At 76.8% G+C, this 2,211-nt stretch carries 1 protein-coding gene and 1 pseudogene; both read right to left on the bottom strand.

From position 1 onward, the window contains the following. Positions 1-1,959, bottom strand: a 1,959-nt coding sequence (locus GKQ77_RS31875) for an amino acid adenylation domain-containing protein (protein WP_219692594.1), incomplete at its 3' end; no start/stop codon positions are given. Positions 1,960-1,962: 3 nt separating this feature from the next. After that, positions 1,963-2,211: pseudogene (locus GKQ77_RS31870) on the bottom strand (hypothetical protein); the annotation flags it as partial.

The following is a 2,211-nucleotide window of genomic DNA, read 5'->3' as shown; positions in this document are numbered from 1 at the left end:
GGGCATCGGCACCACGGTGACCACGCACTCCTCGGCGGAGACGGGAATCTCCACCCACCCGGCCGCCAGCGCGCTGCGCGGCACGCACCGCTCCCCGCCCCGCAGTCCGTCGCTCCACGTCACACGGACAAGGACCGCCGGTTCCGGCCAGTCGAAGTGCAACCCGGCTCGGTCGGGCGCGAGCCGACGTACCGTCAGATCGCGCACCGGTGCCGGGTGTTCGATGAGCATGCTCGGTCCGGACACGGCCCGCGCGCCCAGCACGCTCACCGCCGTCACGCGCACGCGCTGCTCGGGGCGCGGTGTCAGCTCGGCGCACGATTCGGCGCCGAGGGAGGTCGCCGGGATCTGCTCCACCGCGCGCACCAGGCGCGACACGTCCGTGCCCGGCGGGACGGGGCCCGCCGTCCAGGGCAGGAGCAGCCCGTCGCCGACCTCGGGCGGCCGCCAGGCGATGGTCACGCGCTCGCCGTCCGCGTGCCGCCGCACGGTCAGTTCCTCCACCGGCGATGGCCACTGCTCGGCGCGTTCGGTGAGGGTGACGCCACGGGACCACACGAGATCGCCGTCCGGATCGCGGTAGCCGCAGCGCACCTCGTAGGTGTACGTCCCCGGGGCCAGGGGCACGTCGAGCAACCGGTCGTGAGCGCAGGGCACCCGCACCAGCGAGGCCCCGCCCCAGCCCTCGGTGGCGTCACCGAAGCCCGAGCGCGTCACCCGTACCTCGGCCGCCGCCGGGTCGGGCCGCCAGCGCAGCCGCACCCCGCCCGGTACGACGGTGGCGCGCAGCTCCGTCACCACGGGCGTGAGGAGCACGGGAGCCGTGACGCGCGGCACCCCGGCGATGCGGTCGCGGCGCAACGGCACGACGGCGTACCGCAGGGGGCGGCCCACCGGGGCGTCGGTGTCGGCACTGCCCAGATCCGCCGCGCCCGCGGCCGTCTCGACCGCCAGGTGGGGCGCGCCGTCGGGAAAGCGGAGCACGCGGTACGTCACACCGGCCGCGCGGCTTGGCGGCGCGCACCAGGACAGGCGTACGGCCCGTTCGTCGGTCACCGCCTCGACCTCGGCCTCCGCCGGGGCGAAGGGGTCGTCGGCGAGGAGCGTGGCCACGCGCAGCAGCTCGGTCTGGGCGTCCGGGTCGTCCCGCGCGAGGCGCAGCGCGCCGAGCCGGGCGGTGGCGGCGGCGCGCAGCGCTCCCGCGGCCTCGGACCGCGCGGCCTCGGCGGCGAGCCGGTCCACCTCGGCGGCCCGCGCGCGGACCGAGTCGACCAGCGCGGCAAGGCGATGGTCGGCCGGCCCGTCCGGATAGCCGGAGCCGCGCGGCAGCCGCGCCACGACCCGCTCCGCCTCGCGCAGCCGCACGCCCGGCCATACGTCGTTGAGGGTCTCGGCGGCGTGCCGGGCGGGGCCCGCCCCGGGGAACCCGGCGCTCACCGCGGCGGCGAGCTGCCCCGCCTCGCTGCGGTGCACGCCGAGCGCCACCGCGTCGGCGGCCGCCGGGCTCTCGCCACCGTCCACGAGGAGGCAGCACACCTCCCACAGGACGAGGCGCCGCAGGCCCATCGCGTCGTCGAGCAGAACCGTCTCGAGGACGTCCACCAAGGCGGCGGCCTGCTGGCCGCGCGGCCCCCCGGAGGCCTGCCAACGGGCCCGGGCCTGCTGGACGTAGGGCCGGTCGACGCGGTGCCAGATGCCGCCTCGGCCGGGGAACCAGAGTCCGTCGAGGACCCGGAAGCCCTCGTCCTTGTCGGCGGTCGGGAGCGTGCCGAAGAGGGCGTCCGTCGCGGGCGCGGCCACCGGTGCCCGCAGTGCCTCCGCCGCATGCCGGAAGCCTGCCTTCCGCATGGCGGCGCGCAGGTCGACGTAGCCGCGCATCCCGGGGCAGCGGGGCAGGGCGGGCAGCGGCGGGCGGGTGCCGCTCGCCTTCGGGGGCTGGCCGGGGCGCAGGACCGCCATGGCTCAGCCGCCCGGCGCCGTGTAGAAGTACACGCGGACGACGGCGGTCTCCGGGCGCTTGCCGAGGTTGTGGAAGTCGTCCGTCGCCGTCTTCTTGGTGAACATGTCCGGACGCCCCTTGCCGAGCATGCCGTTGACGCGGTGGGCGTAGGCCGTGCCGTTCGGGCCGCCGCCGAAGGTCAGTACGAGAGCGGCCGTGCGGCCGGACCACTTCCGGGTGCCCTTCGAGATCTGCGAGACGAGGGCGTCCTT

Source organism: Streptomyces anatolicus, from assembly GCF_019400875.1.
GTDB lineage: Bacteria > Actinomycetota > Actinomycetes > Streptomycetales > Streptomycetaceae > Streptomyces > Streptomyces anatolicus.
This window is presented reverse-complemented; position numbering and strand designations above follow the sequence as displayed.